Raw genomic sequence first — 19,602 nt, forward strand, 5'->3', positions numbered from 1 at the left:
GAATCCTGTTTGAGACATCGGGGGAGTTTTCATGGCCCTGTTTCGGTTGCCCTCGGGACCCGCCGCGCTTGTTCCGCGCGGTCACGGACTTCTCTTGCGTGCGCCGCAGATGGCGGATTTTCTGCAATGGGCGCATTTGCGGGAAATCAGCCGCGGCTATCTGACGCCATGGGAGCCGATCTGGCCGTCTGACGACCTGACCCGATCGGGTTTCCGGCGGCGGCTGCGTCGCTATGTCGAAGATATCGCCGCCGACCGGTCATATCCGTTCCTGGTCTTTCGTGAGGCCGACGGCGTCATGATCGGGGGGATTACCCTCGCCAACGTCCGCCGCGGCATCGTCCAGGCCGGCACGATCGGCTATTGGGTCGGACAACCCCACGCACATCGCGGTTACATGACGACGGCCCTGCGCGTGCTATTGCCGTCGCTGTTCGGTGAGCTCAATCTGCATCGCATCGAAGCCGCCTGCATCCCCACCAATACGCCGTCGATCCGGGTGCTGGAGAAGTGCGGCTTCACCCGCGAGGGCCTTGCGCGGCGGTATCTCTGCATCAATGGCGTCTGGCAGGATCACCTGCTGTACGGCCTGCTGCACGAGGATTTTCGTGGCTAGCTTTTGTTTCCGAGCGTGGCTGACCTTGCTTCCAGCGCAACTAACCCTGTTTCCAAATTGTGACAGACGCCTTGGGTTTGCCGCCATTGCGCTGCTATAAGCGCCGGGCCGTCGGAAGGTGACGGTATTTATTGGAGATTTTCGACAAATGCGGCAGGGGCGGACCAGGCAGGCGAGAGTGGACGTGACAAGCCACAAGCGCGCCCTGCTGGCCTTTGCGGCCGCGGCAGCCTTGCTGACGGGGTGCGGTGGCACCACCATCAACAACCCCTTCTCAACCGCGCCGCCGCCCGTGGAGGAACTCCCGACCATCAGCGACAGGTTCGACCAGTTGTTCGGCGGTGGCGGCAAAGTCTCCGAAACGTCGGCCGACGGCACCGAGGCGGATTGTCCGCTGGTGAAGATTCGCGCGGGCGCGTCCACTTACGGCGTGGCGCCGCCCGGCAAGCAACCGGTGGCCAGCGAGTTGAACTATCAGGCGACCATTACGCGGACCGCGCGAGATTGCCGCCGCGTCAACGGCGGCCAGATCGCGGCGCGAATCGGCATTCAGGGCCGCGTCATTGCCGGCCCAGCCGGCGCGCCAGCGACCGTCGAAGTCCCGGTTCGTGTTGCGGTCGTGCAGACCGGTGTTCAGGAGAGGGTGCTGACCACAAAGGTGTACCGCACCACGGTATCGATGACGGGAGACGGCGGCGCATTCAGCCTGGTTGGCGAGGACTTGCTCTTCAACATGCCCCAGCAGCTTACCAGCGATAACTATGTCTTCTATGTCGGCTTCGACCCGCAGGCGATTGCGCCGGCGGCGCCGTCAGGCGCGCGCGCCCGGCGGAGATAGCACCGACGCTTACCGAGAACAAAAAAAGCCGGCGCAAGCGCCGGCTTTTTTTGCGAATGACTACAGACAGTCAGTTCAGCTTCTGGCGAACCTCGGTAATGCCCTTGGCCAGGAGGTCGTCGGCGACCGGGCCCTTCACCGTCTGCGACAGGATGGTGGAAGCCGCCGCGACCGCGGCATTGGCAGCGGCAGCGCGCACATCGGCGAGCGCCTGCGCTTCGGCGAGCGCAATCTTGTTCTCGGCAGCCTTGGTCCGCCGGGCCACGAAATCTTCCATCTTGGCCTTGGCCTCGGATGCGATGCGCTCGGCATCCACCTTCGCCGCGGCGATGATGTCCTGGGCCTCCCGCTCGGCGCTGGCGCGACGGGCCTTGTACTGGTCAAGCAGATCGGCTGCTTCCTGCTTGAGGCGGCTGGCATCGTCGAGCTCGGCCTTGATGCGCTCGCTGCGATGATCGAGCGCCGTCAGCACGGTGCGGTGAACACCGATATAGGCGAAGATGCCCATCAGGATGACAAAGCCAACGGCGACCCAGAATTCCGGTTCGGCGAACATCGAACTTATCCTTTCAAGGACGCGTCAACGGCCTGCCCGACCGACGTGCCGTCGGGTGCGACGCCGGTCAACCGTTGTACGATGGCGGTTGCAGCTTCGGTGGCGATGCCGCGCACGTTGGCCATCGCCGTCTCGCGGGTGGAGGCGATGGTCTTTTCCGCACCCGCCAGCTTTTGCGACAGCTGCTCCTCGAGCGTCTTGCGTTCGGCCTCGGACGCCGCGTTCAGCTTCTCGCGGGTCTCCGCACCGATCGCCTGCGCGCGGGAGCGCGCCGCGGCCAGCTCGCTCTCGTAGGCCTTGAGCGCGCTGTCGGATTGATCCTTCAGCTTCTGGGCTTCCGCGAGATCTCTGTCGATCTTGTTCTGGCGCGCATCGATCGTGCCGCCGACGCGCGGCAGCGCGAACTTCGAGACGATCAGATACAGCGCGACGAACGCGATAACCAGCGACACCAGCTGCGAGGCGAAGGTGTTCTTCTCGAACGGCGGAAATTCCTTGTGGCCGCCGTCGGCCTCGGTGTGGGCGGTGGTGCCCTTCGGCTCGCCATGACTATCAGCCACGAACCTTCTCCTGTTCGGCTAACCGAGATTTCCCGCCTCGTCAGAAGAAGAGGCGGGACCGGCGAGGAATCAGAGTGCGAACAGCAACAACAGCGCGATCAGCAGCGAGAAAATGCCGAGCGCTTCAGTCACCGCGAAGCCGAAAATCAGGTTGCCGAACTGGCCCTGGGCGGCCGAGGGGTTACGCACCGCGGCGGCGAGGTAGTTGCCGAAAATGATGCCCACGCCGGCGCCGGCGCCACCCATGCCGATGCAGGCAATACCTGCGCCAATGTACTTCGCGGCAATCGGATCCATGAAACGAACTCCTTCTTGAGGTTTGGTTGAGGGGCCTTCTCTAGTGGCCCGGATGGATAGCGTCGTTGATGTAGATGACGGTGAGAATGGTGAAGACGTAGGCCTGCAGGAACGCGACCAGGATTTCCAGCGCGCTCAGCGCCATCACCATGCCGAGCGGCAAAATGGCGCCGAAATATCCGGCGATGCCGATACCTGCGAGCATCGGAATGAAGCCAGCGAACACGGCGAGCGCGATGTGGCCGGCCAGCATGTTGGCGAACAGACGCACCGAATGCGAGATCGGCCGCAGGAAAAACGAGAAAATCTCGATGAAGACGACCAGCGGCAGAATGAAGATCGGAATGCCCGAAGGCACGAACAGCTTGAGGAATTTCAGGCCGTTCTTGTAGAAGCCGTAGATCAGGACGGTGAAGAACACCAGAAATGCGAGTGCGGCCGTGACGATGATGTGGCTTGCGATCGTGAAGCTGTAGGGGATGACGCCGATCATGTTGGAAATGGTGAGCAACATGAAGATGGTGAACACCAGCGGGAAGAACTTCATGCCGTCCTTGCCGGCATTCGACCTGATGGTGTTGGCGACGAATTCGTAGGCGATTTCGGCAACCGATTGCAGGCGTCCCGGCACCAGATTGCGGCCGGGGCCGAGCATCAATAGCGCCGTCAGGGCCACCGAGCCGAACATGAAGGCGGAGGAGTTGGTGAAGGCAATCTCCTGACCGCCGATATGGCCGATCGTGAAGAGCTTCTCGATGTGGAATTGTTCGATCGGATCGATCATCCGCGCAGCATCTCTAGGCTATCGCCGGCCATGCCGGCATTTGAAATCACGTCGTTCGCCACTTCCTTAACGGCGGGTCTTGTCCGGGGCAACACCTGCCGAGCGGATCACGTTCAGAACGCCGGCCGAAAAGCCAACCAGCACGAACACGATTAGCCCGAAAGGTGACGTCGAAAGCAGACGGTCGAAACCCCAGCCCAACAGGGCTCCGAGGCCAACGCCGGCGATCAGCTCCGATGAGAGGCGGAAACCCATTGCCATGGCTGACGCCCTGGCATTGCTGTCTCCACCAGCGTCGGATTGGTCAGTTCTGATGTTTCGGCTGTCCCGAAGTGCGGACAACCGGTGCTCCAGACTTCCGAGCCTTGCGGAAAGTGCGGCCTCGTCGGAGGACGACTTGCTTTCTTCTTCGCGGTCATTCGTGCCTTGCGCCATGCTTGCTAAGACCCGAAACGATTGCAGAGAATGAAAACGCGCCCCGTCACCCCTTCAAAAGCCGCGCGGACCATACTGACCGCTTGAAATCAAGTCAAGATTGCGTCACAGGTGTCTATCTTATTGATATTACGTTTGTATTTGTCTTATCCCAAGCTGGATCGGACACCCGGTCGCCGCACTGCAATAGATCGCTGCAATATCGCCTATAAATCGCCTCTGGAAACCGCCTTGCATCGCCGTTTTGGGTGTAAGGATTCGGAAAAATCTTTGCTCGAGAAGCTTCATGCCGCGTCAGGTCGACTACTACTTTTCGATTTCCTCACCCTGGGCCTACATCGGACACAGATTGTTTCGCGATGTGGTCGCGACCTACGGCCTTGCGGTCAATCACAAGCCGGTCGTGCTGGTTGAGCTGTTTTCTGAAACAGGCGGGCTGCCACTGGTCAAGCGTCACCCGGTACGGCAGCGTTACCGGATGCTTGAATTGCAGCGCTGGCGCGACAAGCGCGGGTTGAATTTCCATTTCCAGCCGAAGCACGTGCCGCTGAACGCGCGTCTTGCCGATGGCGTGGTGATCGCGGCGATCGAGGCTGGCCATGATCCCGATCGATTCCTGCGCCGCGCCCTTATGGGCGTGTGGGAAGACGACCTCGATCTCGCCGATATTTCAACGCTGGTTCGTCTGGCTGACGAAAGCGGGCTACCGGGCAAGGCGTTGGTGGAGCGCTCCGGTGCGGACGAGATCAGCCAGAAATACGAACAGAACAGGCAGGATGCCCTGGCGACCGACGTGTTCGGATCGCCCGCCTATGTGCTGGACGGCGAGGTATTCTGGGGTCAGGATCGGATCGAATTGCTGGTGGACGCATTGAAATCAGGCCGCGCGCCCTATCGTTCGCAGCCCTAAGGGCAGTGGCGGATCAAGAGCCGATACACACTGCGGAGCATGCCATGACCGGAGCGACATACCTGACATCAGCCGTTGTCCTCGTGTCGGTCGTTGCCGCAACAGGCGCAGCTCGGGCCGAATCGATGCCCGACAAGGAAAACGGCCGCTATGCGCTGTCGCAGGTCGCTGACGGGGTGGTCCGGCTCGACACACGCACTGGCGCGGTCTCGACCTGCAACAACAGCGGTGCCGGCTGGGCCTGCTACGCCATACCCGATGAGCGCGCGGCTTATGATGCCGAGATCGGCCGGTTGCAGACGGAAAATGAAAGGTCCAAGGCCGAAATCGAAAGACTGAAGACCGAGCTGGCGTCGCGTGCGCCGACGGCCGGCGACAAGACTGACGAGGCGCAGCCCAAAGCGGACGTGCCGAAGAGCGCTGAGCCAAAATCGGCCGAGAACCCGCGCAAGATCGAAATCCCGCTGCCGAGCGACCGCGACATGGATCGGGTGATGTCGTTCCTGGAGCAGGCGTGGCGGCGGCTGGTCGAGATGGCCAACCGGATGCAGAAAGACGTCAGCGGCAAGATCTGACGAGAACGTCGTCAATCTCAGAAGTCGCCTCTGCGACCCGTCTTCGCCAAGGCTTCGCCGGGGTTGTCAAGTCGGGCTCGCCGAAGCGCTGGCGAAGGCGGCACGCAGGGATCCCCTACGCCGCGATCCCTCGATTAAACGTCTGGTGCGCATATCTTCGTAGCAACTGGCATTGGTGGTTATGGTCCCCGCGTTCGCGGGGACGACAGGTAGGTTGTTCATGACATCGTCCAAGTCCGTGCGCAGTTCGCATTCTGTGGTCGGCTCAAATGCTCTCGTGAGTTCGCTGCTGACCGTGCAGACTTCGGGCCGCGGCTTTCTCGATCTGACGGCCGAGGTCGCGCGATTCGTCGATGACGCCGGCGCGGTCGAAGGCCAGGTGACGCTCTTTATCCGTCATACCTCGGCCTCGCTGACCATCCAGGAGAACGCCGATCCCACCGTGCTGAGGGACTTGACCTCCGCGCTTGATCACCTTGCGCCGGAGGATTTCGGATGGCGCCACGACACCGAAGGTCCCGACGATATGCCGGCGCACGTCAAGACCATGCTGACCGCGACGTCGCTGCAAATTCCCGTCATGAAGCGCAGGCTGATGCTCGGGACATGGCAGGCGATCTATCTGATCGAGCATCGGGCGCGTCCGCACGCCCGTGAGATCGTTTTGCAGTTCGTCGGCGCGACGGGCGCGAAATAGTAAAGCAAAACCGGCCGCGGATCGCTGTCCGCGGCCGGCTTTTGTCCCCTTCAGGATGAGATCAGTTGGTCCGGATATCGACGTCCTTGGTCTCGGGCAGGAACAGGAAGCCGATCACGAGACTCATCAGCGCGATCGCGACCGGATACCAAAGGCCGGAATAGATGTTTCCGGTGTAGGCGACGATGGCGAACACGGTCGCCGGCAGGAAGCCGCCGAACCAGCCGTTGCCGATGTGGTAGGGCAACGACATGCCGCTGTAGCGGATACGGCTCGGGAACAGTTCAACCAGCCATGCCGCGATCGGCGCATAGACCAGCGTCACGTAGACCACCAGCACCCACAGCAGGACAATCGTCATCACCCAGTTGATCTCGTCAGGGTTGGCCGATGCCGGATAGCCATGGGCTTTGATGGCGGCGGCCAGCGTCTTGGCGAAATCCTGCGCGGTCGCAGCCAACGTCTGGTCGCCGATCTTCACCTGCGCCGGTGTTCCCTTCGGCGCGTCCTGGCTCTTGTAGTTCACCGACAGATTGACCAGCGCGGACGTCGCGATGTCACAGCCGCTGGTGAACTTTTCAGTACCCGTCGCCTTGAACTGGATGTGGCATTCGGACGGATCGGCGATCACGGTGACCGGCGCGGAGGCAAGGGCCGCTTCAAGCCTCGGATTGGCGAAGTGCGTAATGCCCTTGAAGATCGGGAAATACGTCAGCGCCGCGAGTAGGAAGCCTGCAAGGATGATCGGCTTGCGGCCGATCCTGTCGGACAGCCAGCCGAAGATCACGAAGAACGGCGTGCCGAGTGTAAGCGCAATCACGATCATGATCTGCGCGCTCACGCCGGGCACCTTGAGCGTCTGGGTCAGGAAGAACAGGGCATAGAACTGTCCGCCATACCACACAACGGCTTCGCCGGCGGTCGCGCCGAGCAGCGCAAGGATCGCGATCTTGGCATTGGCCCATTCACCGAAGGCTTCGCTCAGCGGGCGCTTCGAGGTCTTGCCCTCTTCCTTCATCTTCTGGAAGACCGGGGATTCGTTCAGGCTCAGGCGGATCCACACCGAAACTGCCAGCAGGATGCCGGAGAGCAGGAACGGAATGCGCCAGCCCCAATCGCCGAACGACTCTTCGCCCATCCAGGTCCGAATGCCCAGAATGAGCAGCAGGGCGAGGAACAGGCCGAGCGTTGCGGTGGTCTGAATCCAGGAAGTGTAATAGCCGCGCTTGCCCTGTGGCGCATGTTCGGCGACGTAAGTCGCCGCGCCGCCATATTCGCCGCCAAGCGCGAGGCCCTGGATCAGCCGCAGCAGGATCAGCACGACCGGCGCTGCGATGCCCCAACTCGCATAGCCGGGCAGAAGGCCGATGAAGAAGGTGCCGACGCCCATCAGGGTCATCGTGATCAGGAAGGTATACTTGCGCCCGATCATGTCGCCAAGCCGGCCGAAGATCAGGGCGCCGAAGGGACGCACGGCAAAACCCGCCGCGAACGCGAGCAGAGTGAAGATGAAGGCGACGTTCGGCGGCACGTTGGAGAAGAAGAATTTGGCGAGGAAGGCGCCGAGCGTTCCGTAGATATAGAAATCGTACCACTCGAACACGGTACCCAGCGAAGAGGCGAAGATGACCTTTCGCTCCTCGGCGGTCATTCTACCGCTGCGGATGTCGTCGCCACCCGCGGTTGCTGCCATCGCCATCGTTCGCACTCCCCGAATTGCTGTTGCAAAGGCTCCCTGCCATGCGCCATTTGGCCACAGGGTTGCCGGCAAGGTAACATCGAGGTGAACTGACGCACAGTACGACTTTCGGCCCGCTTTGGAACGCGCAAGTATGTCGAAACGTCTTGAAATGTTGGCCAGTCCAGCGTTGCTGTTGCGACGCACAAGTGATGGAATTAACCGCTATTCCGCGTGGCGGTACTGATGTCTTGCATGCGGTCACAGGCCGCAGGACAATTGAACCGCAAAACCGGCTATTCCGGAGTCGTTCCTTCGTAACCTATTGCAAGCTATCGATGACAGCCGCTGCTACGACCCATCTTGTGATTGCCGACGACCATCCACTGTTCCGCGACGCGCTGCGTCAGGCGGTAGCAAGCGTCGTTGCGTCGGCCAGGATCGACGAGGCCGGCAGCTTTGAAGAGCTGACCGCGCTGCTCGATCGTGATTCCGATGTCGATCTTGTGCTGCTCGATCTGACGATGCCGGGGATCTCCGGCTTCTCCGGACTAATTTACCTGCGTGCGCAGTTCCCGGCGATTCCGGTCGTGATCGTCTCGGCAAGCGACGATGGCGGTACGATCAGGCAGTCGCTGGATTTCGGCGCCTCCGGGTTCATTCCGAAACGATTTGGCGTCGACACGCTGCGCGACGCGATCATGAAAGTGCTGGATGGCGATGTCTGGGTTCCGGCGGACACCGATTTGTCGTCGGCGACCGATCCGGAACTGGCGCGTCTGCGCGACCGCCTGGTGACGCTGACCCCGCAGCAGGTGCGCGTGCTGATGATGCTGTCCGAAGGCCTGCTCAACAAGCAGATCGCCTACGAGCTCGGCGTGTCGGAGGCGACCATCAAGGCGCATGTCTCGGCGATCCTGCAAAAGCTTGGCGTCGAGAGCCGGACGCAAGCCGTGATCGCGGCGGCCAAGATCGCCGGCAACCAATGGCGGCAACAAGTGGAGTAGATTTGACATTCGCTGCTCACCCGGCCGCAGACGCGGAATGCGAATTTTAGAATCGGACCACCAGGCGCGCCGCAGCAGCAATAATTCCTATTCCGCCGCGACCATCTGCTGGGCGCGCCACTGACCGAGCAGCGCGCGCAAGGAGGCCGGCTTCACCGGCTTGTTCAGCACCGCGATATTCTCGTCCCGCGCGGCGGCGCGGACATGCGGGCTGCGATCGGCAGTGATGAGGATGGCCGGGATGGCCTCGCCAAATTTCTTCCGGATGTCGCGGATCGCCGCAATGCCGTTGCCGCGATCGAGATGGTAATCGACCAATAGACCTGTGACCGGCTTGCCTGCGGCCTCGATGGCTTCGATGGCGGATTCGGGATCGGGCACTGCGATCACCTCGGCGTCCCAGCCGCGAAGCAGCGTCTTCATGCCGTCGAGGATCGCGGCATCGTTTTCGATGCAGGTGATCAGGGCGCCCGACATCGGCGTCCGCGACAACGGTGTTGCGCTGGTGACCGCCGCCGTGTGGTTGACCGCTTTCGCGGTCGGCACAGTCACCGAAAACGATGAGCCGCCGCTGGCGACGGAATCAAGCGAGATGCCGTGGCCGAGCACACGGGCGAGCCGTTCGACAATCGACAGGCCTAGTCCCAGGCCGCGAGCAATCCGCGCGCCCTGTTCGAGCCGGTGGAATTCCTTGAAAATTTCTCCGCGCTTGAGAACGGGAATGCCGACGCCGGTATCGTAGATGCAGATCCGCAAGGATTCGCCACGGCGTCGGCAGCCGACGAGCACCCGCCCGCGCGGGGTATATTTGATCGCGTTGGAGATCAGGTTCTGCAACAGCCGCCGCAACAGCAGGCGATCGGACTGCACAGGCAGCGAGGAGGACACGAAGGTCAGCTGCAATCCCTTGGCGCGCGCGATCGGCGCGAACTCGATTTCCAGCGAGCGCATCAGGTCGCCGATCTTGAAGTTCGTCACCGATGTCGTCATGGCGCCGGCGTCCAGCCGCGAGATGTCGAGCAGTGCGCCGAGAATTTCCTCGATTGCCTCGAGCGATTCGTCGATGTTCTCGACAAGCCTTGAGTCCTCGCCGCCGCTCTTGCGCTCGACAAGGCTCGTCACGTAAAGGCGCGCCGCATTGAGCGGCTGAAGAATGTCGTGGCTCGCGGCCGCCAGGAAGCGCGTCTTGGAGATGCTGGCGTCCTCGGCGGTGCTCTTCGCCAGCGCCAGTTCCGAGTTCAGCCGCGTCAGCTCCTCGGTGCGGTCGCGGACGCGCTTTTCCAGCGTGGCGTTGGCGCGCTCCAGCGCTTCGGCCGCCTCGAAGGATGGCGTGACGTCCGAAAAGGTGATGACGAGACCGCCGCCCGGCATGCGGTTGGAGCGAACCTCCACCACCATGTGCCGGTCGGTCAGGCGCTCGAGATAGGGCTCGCCTTCGGCGGTATAGGCCCTGAGCCGCCTCTCAACCAGGAGCTCCTGATCGCCGAACTCCGATGGTGTGATCGCCGTCATGTATTCGAGGATTTCCCGCAACGGAATCCCGATCTGAATGAGATGCGGCGTCAGACCCAGAATGTCGCCGAACTGGCGGTTGGAGCAGATCAATTGCAGGTCGGCGTCGAACACGGCGATGCCCTGGCGCACGTGATTGAGCGCGGTCTGCAGGATCTCGCGGTTGAAATGCAGCGCGGCGTGGGAGTCGTCGAGCAGTTTCAGCGCGGCCTTGGCGGAGACGGTGCGCTTGCGCAAAAGCAGCGACATCACGAGGCGCGAGGAAGCAGCCCCGATCGACGACGCGATCAGGTGCTCCGCATGCTGAAGCAACTCGAAATCGGCCGGCGCCGACGGCTCGAGAACGACATTGCGCACGGCCGCAAAGGCGTCAAAGGAATCCTGCGCGCGGTCGGGTCCGAGATATTGCGCGACCGTACTCTGGATGTCCTGCACCGTGACCGTGGTCCGCCAGCGGCGGAACGTCGGCGTCATCGGGGCCAGCACGCTCGGGGCAAACAGATCGGCTTGCATCCGTTCGATCGAGGACGGCTGACGCGAGAGCGACAGCAGCACATAGGTCAAGATGTTGAACGAGAGCGACCAGAGCACGCCATGGATGAGCTGCGGCAGGTCGGAACCGAACAGCGCCTGTGGCCGCAGCGGGGTGATGCCGAGCGGGCCGCTTTGCAGAAAAGCAAGGCCCGCCGGCGTGCCGTCGAGGAAGCTCGGCAGAAACAGCGTGTAAGCCCAGACCACAAAGCCGACCAGCATGCCGCCCATGGCGCCGCGCGCGGTCGCGCGCTGCCAGAACAGTCCCCCGAAAAAGGCCGGCGCAAGCTGCGCGATCGCCGCAAACGACAATAGCCCGATCGCCACCAGCTGGGCGTTGCCGAGTGCGCGATAGTAGAAATAGGCCATCGCCATGATCGCGAAGATCGCAAAGCGGCGGGTCCCCAGGAGGAAGCCGCCGAAATCCGGCTGGACGTCGCCCAGTTCGCGCCGACGGTGCAGCACCAGCGGCATGATGATGTCGTTCGAGACCATGACGGAAAGCGCGACGCATTCCACGATCACCATCGCGGTCGCAGCCGACAGGCCGCCGACAAACACGGCAACGCTCAAGAGCGACGCGTCGCCCTCCACCGGCAGCGCCAGCACATACATGTCGGGATCGACCTGCCCGAACGGGAAGGTGATGAGGCCCGCAAGCGCGATTGGAATCACGAAAAGGTTGATCGCCACGAGATAAAGTGGAAACAGCCAGCGCGCGCGGCTGACTTCGGATGGCGTCGAATTCTCGACCACGCTGACGTGGAACTGGCGCGGCAGCAGCATGACGGCGCAGAACGACAGCAGGATCATGGTCAGAAAATTGCCGGCCGACGGCACGTATTCGATCGCCCGCACGGCTTCTGGCGTCTTCATCGCGCGCTCGACCAGTTCGTGCGGCGAGAACATCCAGAAGGTGACGAAGGCGCCGGCGGCGATAAAGGCGACGAGCTTGACGATGGATTCGGATGCGATCGCCAGCATCAATCCATGTTGATGCTCGGTCGCGTCGGTGTGGCGGGTTCCGAACAGCACGGCAAAGGCCGCCATTGTCAACGTCGCGATCAGCGCGATATCGCCGACTACCGGGATGGCAGTGAAGGCCTGTTCGTCGATCAGGATCGTCTCCAGCGAGGAGGAGACGGCCTTGAGCTGCAGCGCGATATAGGGAACCGAGCCGATGATGGCGATCAGCGCGACTGTCGCGGCGACCGCCTGGCTCTTGCCGTAGCGTGCGGCAATGAAATCCGCGATCGAGGTGATGTTTTGCGTCTTGGCGAGCTGGATCACCCGGCGGAGCAGCGGCGTGCAGAGGCCGATCATCAGGACTGGGCCGATATAGATCGCCAGAAAGTCGACGCTGGTACGCGTGGCGAAGCCGACCGAGCCGAAGAAGGTCCACGAGGTGCAATAGATCGCCATCGACAGCGGATAGATCAGCGCGCTGGCGCGGCCGCGCTGCGCCGACGACAGGCGGTCGCCATAGCTCGCCACGAGGAACAGGAGGCCGATGTAGCCGAAGGCGGCTGCGATCACGCCCCAGTCGTGCAGCATTGCTGCTCACTCCCTAAGGTCTTGGTTCCGCGCGGACGCGGTCATTCAGGGGAGAACTATAGCCGGAATGGGCCGACAACGCACGATGCGTGCCGCGTCCGGGCCGGCCAGGGATGCCAATCGGGCCGATTAAGGTTATTCCGCCGCCAGCGACTTTTGCTTCAGCGGCAAAGCGAGCTGGTCCCAGACCTGCAACAGGGCCTCAGCCAGCTGGTCGATCAGTGCGTCCTCGTGATAGGGCGAGGGCGTGATCCGCAGGCGCTCGGTGCCCTTGGCGACCGTCGGATAGTTGATCGGCTGGATGTAGATGCCGTGTTCTTCCAGCAGCAGGTCGGACGCCTGCTTGCACTTTTCCGGATCGCCGACAAACAGCGGAACGATGTGGGTGTCGCTCGACATCACGGGCAGACCGGCGGCAGTCAGGATCGCCTTGGTGCGAGCGGCGCGTTCCTGATGGCGTTCGCGCTCCCAGTTGGACGTCTTCAGATGGCGGATGGCCGCCGTGGCGGCCGAGCAGATCGCCGGCGGCAGCGCGGTGGTGAAGATGAAGCCGGGCGCGTAGGAGCGAACCGCGTCGATGATTTGCTCTGAGGCGGCGATATAGCCGCCGAGGCAGCCGAACGCTTTGGCGAGCGTGCCCTCCAGAATGTCGATGCGGTGCATGACGCCGTCGCGCTCGGCAATGCCGCCGCCGCGCGGGCCATACATGCCGACCGCATGGACCTCGTCGACATAGGTCATGGCGCCGTATTTCTCGGCGAGATCGCAGACTTTCGCCAGCGGCGCGATATCGCCGTCCATCGAATAAAGGCTCTCACAGACGATCAGCTTCGGCCGGTCGGGCCCTGCGGCGCGCAGCAGTTCCTCCAGATGCGCCATGTCGCTGTGGCGGAAGATCTGCCGCTCACAGCCGGCCTGGCGAACACCTTCAATCATCGAATTGTGGTTAAGCACGTCGGAGAGAATGAGGCAGTTCGGAATGAGTTTGGCGATGGTCGCGATGCCGGTCTGGTTGGAGACGTAGCCCGACGTGAACAGCAGCGCCGCTTCCTTGCCGTGGAGGTCGGCGAGTTCCTGCTCGAGCTGCACCAGCGGATGATGGGTTCCGGCGATGTTGCGGGTGCCACCGGCGCCGGTGCCGACGCGGGTTGCAGTCTCGACCATTGCGCCAACCACCTTCGGGTGCTGGCCCATGCCGAGATAATCGTTGGAGCACCAGATCACGACGTTGCGCGTGCCTTTCGGCGAATGCCACACCGCATGCGGGAAACGGCCGGCGACGCGTTCCAGATCGGCGAACACCCGGTAGCGCCGCTCATCGTGAAGGCGATTGAGGGCGGTGCGGAAAAACTGGCTGTAATCCATCGCGATAAACCTGGAACCTGAGCGTGCGGGTGGAATGGGCGCCACCTTTTTAGAGGGTTTCCATAATCCCTGTCGAGCCGTAATCGAACCCCACCTTTGGCCCGAAGGCTTTGATTTCGGTCAAGTTTCGGTGCGCGCCGCGTTCGGCTCTGCCATGCAGACGCGTAAAGTACGGGCTTTCCTCAAGCTTTTCTAAAATCGCGCTTCGGGCGCAGTGCGGCCCATGCTCGATCCAATTGAATTGAATTTCCGCCATTTGAAACAATTGTTGCAAAATGGTGCGGCCGAGGCCTAGGATTACCAATGGACCGTGGCCCGCTGACCGAACGCATCATCCAGTCGTTCGACGATATGCCCGCGCAATTGCAGGCAGGCGCGCGCTACGTGCTCGACCGCCCCCACGACGTGGCCTTGCTGTCGATGCGCGAGCAGGCGCGTCAGGCCGGCGTACAGCCCGCGACCATGACGCGGCTGGCCAAGCGTCTCGGCATGGACGGCTATGAAGAGGTGCGCGAGCTCTATGCCGCCGCCGTCCGCGAAGGCGATCTCGGCTTTGCCGGCAAGGCGGGCGTCCAGGTCATCAGTCAGAAATTGAAGGGCGACAAGGCGCTGGCCGCCGACATGCTGACGTCGATCGGTCATCAGATTCAGCAATTGGCGATGCCAAGCGGGCTGGAGCGGCTGGTGAATGCCGCAAGAGCGCTGGCTTCGGCGCGCCGAATCTACTGCCTCGGCTTAAGATCGAGCCATTCCATCGCCTGGCATCTGCACTATGTGCTCACGCTGGTCGGCGATCGCTCCGTCCATATCGAGGGCATCGGCGCCACCGGCTCCGATGCGCTGGCGCGCGCGACGCCCAAGGATGTGCTGCTGGTCGCGAGCGTGATGCCCTACACGCGCCTGACCATCGAACTCGCCGAATATGCGGTCGCGCAGGGCATCGCGGTGATCGCGGTGACCGACAGCGAAGTCGCGCCGCTGGCGCAGATCGCCGAGCACACCGTCATCGTTCCGACCGAGAGCCCGTCCTTTTTTCACGCGATGTCGCCGGCTTTTGCGGTTGCCGAAGTGCTCGGCGCCATCATTGCCGGCCGCGGCGGCGACGCTGCGCTCGCCTCGCTGCGGCATTCGGATGGACATCACGCTGCCCTCAACACCCACCTCCAATCCAGAAACAACAAGAAGCCGTCATGACCCACATACTTCATCGCTCAGCCAACGCCAAAATGCCCGTCGCCGTCTCCGGCAAGGGCATCGAATTGTTTGACCAGAACGGCAAGAGCTACATCGACGCCTCCGGCGGCGCGGCGGTGTCGTGCCTCGGCCATGGCCATCCCGACGTGATATCGGCGCTTCACAAACAGCTCGACAAGCTCGCTTATGCCCATACCGGTTTCTTCACCACCGAAGTTGCCGAACAGCTTGCCGACCGCCTGGTCGAGACCGCGCCCAAAGGCATCGACCACGTCTATCTCGTCAGCGGCGGGTCGGAGGCGATCGAGGCTGCGCTGAAAATGGCGCGGCAATATTTCGTCGAGAAGGGCGAGCCGCAGCGGCGGCACATCATTGCGCGCCGCCAGAGCTATCACGGCAACACGCTCGGGGCGCTGGCGACCGGCGGCAATGAATGGCGCCGCGCGCAATTCCGTCCGCTGTTGATCGAAACGCACCATATCGATCCCTGCTATGCCTATCGCTTTCAGAAGCCGGGCGAGAGCGACGCCGACTACGCCGCGCGCGCCGCGCAAGCGCTGGAAGACAAGATCATCGAGCTCGGTTCCGATCAGGTCATCGCCTTCGTCGCGGAGACTGTGGTCGGGGCGACTTGCGGCGCGGTGCCCCCGGTCGCCGATTATTTCAAGCGCATCCGCGCGATCTGCGACCGCTACGGCGTGCTGCTCATTCTCGATGAAGTCATGTGCGGCATGGGCCGCACCGGCACGCTGCATGCGTGTGAACAGGACGGCGCTGCGCCGGACTTGATGGCGATCGCCAAGGGGCTGGGCGGCGGCTATCAGCCGATCGGCGCCACGCTTCTCAGCAACAAGATTTTCGAAGCTTTTTCGAAGGGCTCAGGCTTCTTCCAGCATGGCCACACCTATATGGGCCATCCGATGGCGGCCGCGGCGGGGCTCGCCGTGCAGGATGTCATCCACCGCGACAGACTGCTGGACAATGTGATGGCCATGGGCAGCCATCTGCAACGGCGGTTGGAGGAACGTTTTGCCAACCACCACCATGTCGGCGACATCCGCGGGCGTGGCCTGTTCCGTGGGGTCGAGCTCGTCTCCGAAGTCGATACGAAGAAACCATTCGCCTCAGGATTGAAGCTCAACGCGCTGGTGAAGCGCGAGGCCATGGCGCGCGGCCTCTGCGTCTATCCGATGGGCGGCACCATCGACGGCGTCAACGGCGATCATGTTCTGATCGCGCCGCCCTTCATCATCAACAAGGAACAGGTCGACACGGTTGTCGAGCGTCTCGGCGATGCGGTCGATGCCGCGATCGCCGCGGTGAAATGAGAGTAACGCGTTTTGGAAGAGGGGAGTACATCATGAAGAGACTAGTCATCGGCCTTGCGACGCTGTGTTTGCTGGCGATTGCGCCAGTAGCGGCATCGGCGCAGAGCCTCAGCCCGACATTGCAGAAGATCAAGGACGCCGGCACGATCACGATCGGCCATCGCGACTCCTCGGTGCCGTTCTCCTATCTTGACAATAACCAGAAGCCGATAGGCTTCTCGCTCGAGCTGTGCGATCTCGTCGTGGCGAAGGTCAAGGCGAAATTGAACAAGCCCGACCTCAAGGTCGCCTACCAGGCGGTGAACTCGTCGAACCGCATTCCGCTGGTCAAGAATGGCACCGTTGACATCGAGTGCGGCTCGACCGCCAACACCATCGCGCGCCAGCAGGAGGTCGCTTACTCCGTGATCTTCTATGCGCCGCAATTCAAATGGCTTGCGCTGAAATCGTCGGGCCTCACGACGACCGACGATCTCAAGGGCAAAGCCGTGGTCGTCACGCAAGGCACCAACACCGCGCAGTTCGTCGCCAAGCTCAACACCGAGAAGAATCTCGGCATGAAGATCCTGCAAGGCAAGGACCACGCCGAATCCTTCCTGCTGGTCGAGACCGGCCGCGCCAGCGCGTTCATGGAAGACGACATCCTGCTCGCGGGTCTGAAAGCAAATGCGTCCTCGCCGGACAATTTCGTTTTCCTGAGCGACGCCTATCCGAGCGATCCCTATGGCGTGATGATGGCCAAGGGCGATGCCGAGTTCAAAAAGCTGGTCGATGACGCGCTGACTGAGGCCATGAAATCCGGCCTCTACGACAAGCTCTATGCCAAGTGGTTCGAGAGCCCGATTCCGCCGAAGAACATCAATCTGAAGTTCCCGCAATCGGAGGGATTGAAGGCGCTGATCAAGAACCCGAGCGACAAGGCGATCGGGCAGTGAGGAAAGGTCAGCCAGCCGCGTCGTGATGTGAGGGGGTAGTCGCCGATGTCCTTGTTGTTCGAGACCACCCCCGACGGCGTCAGCCGGTATATCGACTGGATCTGGAGCGGTCTTGCCTGGACGCTGTCGCTCGCGTTCGGCGCCTGGACGATTGCGCTTGTCGTCGGCACCCTGGTTGGTGTCGCGCGCACACTGCCGGGCGGAATCTGGCCAAGGCTCGGGCGGATCTATGTCGAGACCTTCCGCAACATTCCGCTCCTGGTGCAGATGTTCTTCTGGTACTTCGTGCTGCCGGAAATCCTGCCGCAGCGGATCGGCCTCGCGATCAAGCAGATGGACCCGCCCTGGGGCAGCTTCGTTCCGGCGCTGGTTTGCCTCGGCCTTTTCACCGCGGCGCGGATCGCCGAACAGGTCCGCGCCGGCGTGCAGGCGCTGCCGAGAGGCCAGACCGCGGCTGCATCCGCGCTCGGCTTCAGCCGTGGCGGCATGTACCGGCTGATCCTGCTGCCGCAGGCGTTTCGCATCATCCTGCCGACACTGACCAACGAGTTCATGACGATCTTCAAGAACACGTCGGTGGCATTGACCATCGGGCTCGTCGAACTGACGGCGACCGCGCGCGAAATCAACGAGAACACCTTCCGCACCTTTGAAGCCTATGGCGTGGTCACGCTGGTCTATCTCGTGATCGCGATGCTGGCGTGGTCGTTGATGTACTGGATCGAGCGATCGGTGCAGCTGCCGAGTCTCGTCAGCGGGAGTGCGCGGAAATGAAGGTCGATCTTTCCGCGATCACTTCCGTTGCGCCGTTCCTGCTGTCGGGACTTCTGTTCACGGTCCAGATCACGGTGGTCGGGGTTGCCGGCGGCATCGTGTTCGGCAGCCTGCTGGCGGTGGCGCGGTTGTCGAACAATCGCCTGCTGTCCACCTTCGCGACCACCTATATCAACCTGATGCGCTCGATCCCGCTGATCATGGTGATCTTCTGGGTCTTCTTTCTGGTGCCGTGGGCAATCGGCTGGCTGACCAATGGCGGCCGGCCCGTGGCGGTCGGCGCGTCGCTGACGATTTACGTGACTTTTGTCTTGTTCGAGGCGGCCTACTATGCCGAGATCGTGCGCGCCGGCTTTCGTTCGATCTCGGCGGGGCAATATTCGGCCTGCGAGGCGCTCGGGCTCTCCAAATTCCATGCCTACGTCTACATTCTCTTTCCGCAGGCGATCCGCAACGTGCTGCCGATCCTATTGACGCAGACTATCATCCTGTTTCAGGACACCTCGCTGGTCTACGTCATTTCGGCGACTGACCTGCTCGGCGCGGCGACCAAGATTGCCCAGCGCGACGGCAGCCTCGTCGAAATGTACCTGACTGTCGGCGTCATCTATTTCCTGTTTTGTTACACCGCCTCGCAACTCGTCAAACGGCTGCAAGGCCGCCTCGCTTATGGAGCTCGCTGATGATCTCGATCAGCCAAGTCTCGAAATCCTACGGCACGTTTCAGGTTCTTAAGAACTGCAACGCGGAAGTCGCCCGCGGCGAAGTGGTGGTGATCTGCGGGCCGTCCGGCTCCGGCAAGAGCACGCTGATCAAGACGGTGAATGGACTGGAAACCATCGACGCCGGCGAGATCAAGGTCGGCGATTTTCGCCTCGCGCCCGGCGTCACTCATATGGCGGCGCTGCGCCGCTCGGTCGGGATGGTGTTCCAGAGCTTTGAGCTGTTCCCGCATCTGAGCGTGCTGAGCAATGTGACGATCGCGCAAACCAAGGTGTTGCGGCGGCCGAAGGCAGTCGCGGAAGAAAAGGCGCGCGCGCTGCTCGCGCGTGTCGGGCTTTCCGCCCATATCACCAAGTATCCGGCGCAGCTCTCCGGCGGTCAGCAGCAGCGGGTCGCGATCGCCCGTGCGCTCGCGCTCGATCCGGAAGTGATGCTGTTCGACGAGCCGACCTCGGCGCTTGACCCCGAAATGGTCAATGAGGTGCTGGACGTGATGACGTCGCTGGCAAAGCAGGGCATGACCATGATCTGCGTCACCCACGAGATGGGCTTTGCCCGCAACGTCGCCAACCGGGTGCTGTTCATGGATGGCGGCGAAATCGTCGAGACGGCGGAAGCCGCGCAATTCTTCAATGCGCCGGAGTCAGAGCGCGCCAAGGCTTTCCTCGCCCGAATTCTCAAGCACTGATAGCCAGGCCTTGATGACCTGATCGAACGCAGCGCCTTGCCGGCG

Annotated in this window: 20 protein-coding genes; 12 read left to right on the plus strand and 8 right to left on the minus strand. The window is 62.3% G+C overall.

All coding sequences use genetic code 11. From position 1 onward, the window contains the following. Positions 1-31 precede the first annotated feature (31 nt). Together VFB05_RS01275 and VFB05_RS01280 are read left to right on the plus strand one after the other, a co-directional pair. The gene (locus VFB05_RS01275; protein WP_325007915.1) at positions 32-616 is read left to right on the plus strand and encodes a GNAT family protein; all 585 of its coding nucleotides are present in this window, start codon (positions 32-34) and stop codon (positions 614-616) included. Positions 617-800: 184 nt separating this feature from the next. After that, positions 801-1,454, plus strand: a complete 654-nt coding sequence (locus VFB05_RS01280; protein WP_325007917.1) for a hypothetical protein — start codon at positions 801-803, stop codon at positions 1,452-1,454. A gap of 70 nt (positions 1,455-1,524) precedes the next feature. On the opposite strand, the gene VFB05_RS01285 is transcribed toward VFB05_RS01280, so the two are convergent. The 5 genes from VFB05_RS01285 to VFB05_RS01305 all read right to left on the minus strand — a co-directional run bounded on the left by VFB05_RS01285 (position 1,525) and on the right by VFB05_RS01305 (position 4,086). Next, entirely contained in the window at positions 1,525-2,010 is a 486-nt protein-coding gene (locus VFB05_RS01285; protein ID WP_325007919.1) for an ATP F0F1 synthase subunit B, read from the minus strand. A gap of 5 nt (positions 2,011-2,015) precedes the next feature. Beyond that, on the minus strand, positions 2,016-2,570 hold the full coding sequence (locus tag VFB05_RS01290; RefSeq protein ID WP_325007921.1) for a F0F1 ATP synthase subunit B': 555 nt from the start codon (positions 2,568-2,570) through the stop codon (positions 2,016-2,018). 69 nt (positions 2,571-2,639) lie between these two features. Further along, on the minus strand, positions 2,640-2,867 hold the full coding sequence (locus VFB05_RS01295; protein WP_009796340.1) for a F0F1 ATP synthase subunit C: 228 nt from the start codon (positions 2,865-2,867) through the stop codon (positions 2,640-2,642). 40 nt (positions 2,868-2,907) lie between these two features. Continuing rightward, the gene (locus VFB05_RS01300) at positions 2,908-3,651 is read right to left on the minus strand and encodes a F0F1 ATP synthase subunit A (protein WP_325007942.1); all 744 of its coding nucleotides are present in this window, start codon (positions 3,649-3,651) and stop codon (positions 2,908-2,910) included. A 66-nt stretch (positions 3,652-3,717) separates the two neighbouring features. After that, entirely contained in the window at positions 3,718-4,086 is a 369-nt protein-coding gene (locus tag VFB05_RS01305; protein WP_325007945.1) for an AtpZ/AtpI family protein, read from the minus strand. Between the two features lie 286 nt (positions 4,087-4,372). Here VFB05_RS01305 and VFB05_RS01310 point away from each other — a divergent pair, with 286 nt between their 5' ends. The 3 genes from VFB05_RS01310 (at position 4,373) to VFB05_RS01320 (ending at position 6,268) form a co-directional block, all read left to right on the plus strand. Beyond that, the gene (locus tag VFB05_RS01310) at positions 4,373-4,996 is read left to right on the plus strand and encodes a 2-hydroxychromene-2-carboxylate isomerase (protein WP_325007947.1); all 624 of its coding nucleotides are present in this window, start codon (positions 4,373-4,375) and stop codon (positions 4,994-4,996) included. A 44-nt stretch (positions 4,997-5,040) separates the two neighbouring features. Beyond that, positions 5,041-5,571, plus strand: a complete 531-nt coding sequence (locus VFB05_RS01315) for a hypothetical protein (protein WP_414643127.1) — start codon at positions 5,041-5,043, stop codon at positions 5,569-5,571. A 220-nt stretch (positions 5,572-5,791) separates the two neighbouring features. Next, positions 5,792-6,268: a secondary thiamine-phosphate synthase enzyme YjbQ gene (locus VFB05_RS01320; protein WP_325007949.1), complete on the plus strand. Its 477-nt coding sequence runs from the start codon at positions 5,792-5,794 to the stop codon at positions 6,266-6,268. Between the two features lie 61 nt (positions 6,269-6,329). Here the strand turns inward: VFB05_RS01320 and VFB05_RS01325 are convergent, their stop codons facing one another. Next, complete coding sequence (locus VFB05_RS01325) at positions 6,330-7,967, minus strand: MFS transporter (protein ID WP_325007951.1); 1,638 nt, start codon at positions 7,965-7,967, stop codon at positions 6,330-6,332. A 317-nt stretch (positions 7,968-8,284) separates the two neighbouring features. Between VFB05_RS01325 and VFB05_RS01330 the strand changes: the two genes are divergently transcribed. Continuing rightward, positions 8,285-8,953: a response regulator transcription factor gene (locus tag VFB05_RS01330; RefSeq protein WP_325007953.1), complete on the plus strand. Its 669-nt coding sequence runs from the start codon at positions 8,285-8,287 to the stop codon at positions 8,951-8,953. A gap of 87 nt (positions 8,954-9,040) precedes the next feature. Here the strand turns inward: VFB05_RS01330 and VFB05_RS01335 are convergent, their stop codons facing one another. Both VFB05_RS01335 and hemA read right to left on the minus strand, forming a co-directional pair. Continuing rightward, complete coding sequence (locus VFB05_RS01335) at positions 9,041-12,550, minus strand: PAS domain-containing hybrid sensor histidine kinase/response regulator (protein WP_325007955.1); 3,510 nt, start codon at positions 12,548-12,550, stop codon at positions 9,041-9,043. A gap of 135 nt (positions 12,551-12,685) precedes the next feature. Further along, positions 12,686-13,915: a 5-aminolevulinate synthase gene (gene hemA, locus VFB05_RS01340; RefSeq protein ID WP_325007957.1), complete on the minus strand. Its 1,230-nt coding sequence runs from the start codon at positions 13,913-13,915 to the stop codon at positions 12,686-12,688. Positions 13,916-14,218: 303 nt separating this feature from the next. Between hemA and VFB05_RS01345 the strand changes: the two genes are divergently transcribed. The 6 genes from VFB05_RS01345 to VFB05_RS01370 are packed head-to-tail and all read left to right on the plus strand — an operon-like array spanning position 14,219 to position 19,557. After that, the gene (locus VFB05_RS01345) at positions 14,219-15,109 is read left to right on the plus strand and encodes a MurR/RpiR family transcriptional regulator (RefSeq protein WP_325007959.1); all 891 of its coding nucleotides are present in this window, start codon (positions 14,219-14,221) and stop codon (positions 15,107-15,109) included. Then, positions 15,106-16,437 (plus strand): aspartate aminotransferase family protein, encoded by a 1,332-nt coding sequence (locus VFB05_RS01350; protein WP_325007961.1) that lies wholly within the window; start codon positions 15,106-15,108, stop codon positions 16,435-16,437. Before VFB05_RS01345 ends, VFB05_RS01350 begins: the two co-directional genes overlap by 4 nt. 32 nt (positions 16,438-16,469) lie before the next feature. Continuing rightward, the gene (locus VFB05_RS01355) at positions 16,470-17,372 is read left to right on the plus strand and encodes a transporter substrate-binding domain-containing protein (RefSeq protein ID WP_325007963.1); all 903 of its coding nucleotides are present in this window, start codon (positions 16,470-16,472) and stop codon (positions 17,370-17,372) included. 45 nt (positions 17,373-17,417) lie between these two features. Then, a complete protein-coding gene (locus VFB05_RS01360) occupies positions 17,418-18,146 on the plus strand; it encodes an amino acid ABC transporter permease (protein WP_325007965.1) in 729 nt (242 codons plus the stop codon). Beyond that, a complete protein-coding gene (locus VFB05_RS01365) occupies positions 18,143-18,829 on the plus strand; it encodes an amino acid ABC transporter permease (RefSeq protein ID WP_325007967.1) in 687 nt (228 codons plus the stop codon). The genes VFB05_RS01360 and VFB05_RS01365 overlap by 4 nt, the downstream gene beginning before the upstream one ends. After that, the gene (locus VFB05_RS01370) at positions 18,829-19,557 is read left to right on the plus strand and encodes an amino acid ABC transporter ATP-binding protein (RefSeq protein ID WP_325007970.1); all 729 of its coding nucleotides are present in this window, start codon (positions 18,829-18,831) and stop codon (positions 19,555-19,557) included. Before VFB05_RS01365 ends, VFB05_RS01370 begins: the two co-directional genes overlap by 1 nt. The last annotated feature ends 45 nt before the right edge of the window (positions 19,558-19,602 follow it).

This window comes from Bradyrhizobium sp. (genome assembly GCF_035652035.1).
Classification (GTDB): domain Bacteria; phylum Pseudomonadota; class Alphaproteobacteria; order Rhizobiales; family Xanthobacteraceae; genus Bradyrhizobium.

Excerpts from the sequence above, each read along its gene's own strand:
- VFB05_RS01365 (WP_325007967.1), top strand. The coding sequence starts at position 18,143 with ATGAAGGTCGATCTTTCCGCGATCACTTCCGTTGCGCCGTTCCTGCTG.
- VFB05_RS01355 (WP_325007963.1), top strand. The coding sequence starts at position 16,470 with ATGAAGAGACTAGTCATCGGCCTTGCGACGCTGTGTTTGCTGGCGATT.
- VFB05_RS01310 (WP_325007947.1), top strand. The coding sequence starts at position 4,373 with ATGCCGCGTCAGGTCGACTACTACTTTTCGATTTCCTCACCCTGGGCC.
- VFB05_RS01295 (WP_009796340.1), bottom strand. The coding sequence starts at position 2,867 with ATGGATCCGATTGCCGCGAAGTACATTGGCGCAGGTATTGCCTGCATC.
- VFB05_RS01345 (WP_325007959.1), top strand. The coding sequence starts at position 14,219 with ATGGACCGTGGCCCGCTGACCGAACGCATCATCCAGTCGTTCGACGAT.
- VFB05_RS01315 (WP_414643127.1), top strand. The coding sequence starts at position 5,041 with ATGACCGGAGCGACATACCTGACATCAGCCGTTGTCCTCGTGTCGGTC.
- VFB05_RS01275 (WP_325007915.1), top strand. The coding sequence starts at position 32 with ATGGCCCTGTTTCGGTTGCCCTCGGGACCCGCCGCGCTTGTTCCGCGC.
- VFB05_RS01330 (WP_325007953.1), top strand. The coding sequence starts at position 8,285 with ATGACAGCCGCTGCTACGACCCATCTTGTGATTGCCGACGACCATCCA.
- VFB05_RS01305 (WP_325007945.1), bottom strand. The coding sequence starts at position 4,086 with ATGGCGCAAGGCACGAATGACCGCGAAGAAGAAAGCAAGTCGTCCTCC.
- VFB05_RS01325 (WP_325007951.1), bottom strand. The coding sequence starts at position 7,967 with ATGGCGATGGCAGCAACCGCGGGTGGCGACGACATCCGCAGCGGTAGA.
- hemA (WP_325007957.1), bottom strand. The coding sequence starts at position 13,915 with ATGGATTACAGCCAGTTTTTCCGCACCGCCCTCAATCGCCTTCACGAT.
- VFB05_RS01300 (WP_325007942.1), bottom strand. The coding sequence starts at position 3,651 with ATGATCGATCCGATCGAACAATTCCACATCGAGAAGCTCTTCACGATC.
- VFB05_RS01370 (WP_325007970.1), top strand. The coding sequence starts at position 18,829 with ATGATCTCGATCAGCCAAGTCTCGAAATCCTACGGCACGTTTCAGGTT.
- VFB05_RS01360 (WP_325007965.1), top strand. The coding sequence starts at position 17,418 with ATGTCCTTGTTGTTCGAGACCACCCCCGACGGCGTCAGCCGGTATATC.
- VFB05_RS01335 (WP_325007955.1), bottom strand. The coding sequence starts at position 12,550 with ATGCTGCACGACTGGGGCGTGATCGCAGCCGCCTTCGGCTACATCGGC.
- VFB05_RS01320 (WP_325007949.1), top strand. The coding sequence starts at position 5,792 with ATGACATCGTCCAAGTCCGTGCGCAGTTCGCATTCTGTGGTCGGCTCA.
- VFB05_RS01350 (WP_325007961.1), top strand. The coding sequence starts at position 15,106 with ATGACCCACATACTTCATCGCTCAGCCAACGCCAAAATGCCCGTCGCC.
- VFB05_RS01285 (WP_325007919.1), bottom strand. The coding sequence starts at position 2,010 with ATGTTCGCCGAACCGGAATTCTGGGTCGCCGTTGGCTTTGTCATCCTG.